Annotated in this window: 2 rRNA genes; both read left to right on the forward strand. The window is 47.3% G+C overall.

Annotation, left to right across the window (positions count from 1 at the left end):
- Positions 1–8 precede the first annotated feature (8 nt).
- Positions 9–124 (forward strand): 5S ribosomal RNA (gene rrf / locus C9I92_RS25180).
- Between the two features lie 344 nt (positions 125–468).
- Positions 469–541, forward strand: a 16S ribosomal RNA gene (locus tag C9I92_RS25185); the annotation flags it as partial.

Genomic DNA, 541 nt, shown 5'->3' on the forward strand with positions numbered 1-541 from the left:
AGAATTTGCCTGGCGACCATAGCGCTGTGGACCCACCTGATCCCATGCCGAACTCAGACGTGAAACGCAGCAGCGCCGATGGTAGTGTGGGGCCTCCCCATGTGAGAGTAGGACATCGCCAGGCACCTATTCCAGAAAGCCCGTTGGGTCACAACGGGCTTTTCTTTCGCTCCAACTGGTGAATCAGTGAGCGGAGTCACGCTAAAGTTTTTTACTGACTGAAAAAGTAGAGAATTTTACCTTGACTTAAACACTGGGAAGCGTATTATACGCGTCCTGACTTGCTGAAGCGCTTCGCGCTAACGCATTGAAAGTCAACGTTCTTTAACAATTTGACCATGCAATCTGTGTGGGCACTCGTGAACTGATAGTCAAAAAGATTTATCGATGAACTGAGTGACCAATTCAAAATAGCTTCGGTTATTTTGGCACAGTCAATTTAATTCAGTATTCATCGAGCCAAAACTTTAATTGAAGAGTTTGATCATGGCTCAGATTGAACGCTGGCGGCAGGCCTAACACATGCAAGTCGAGCGGCAGC

It is taken from the genome of Photobacterium ganghwense (assembly GCF_003025595.1).
Taxonomy (GTDB): Bacteria; Pseudomonadota; Gammaproteobacteria; order Enterobacterales; family Vibrionaceae; genus Photobacterium; species Photobacterium ganghwense.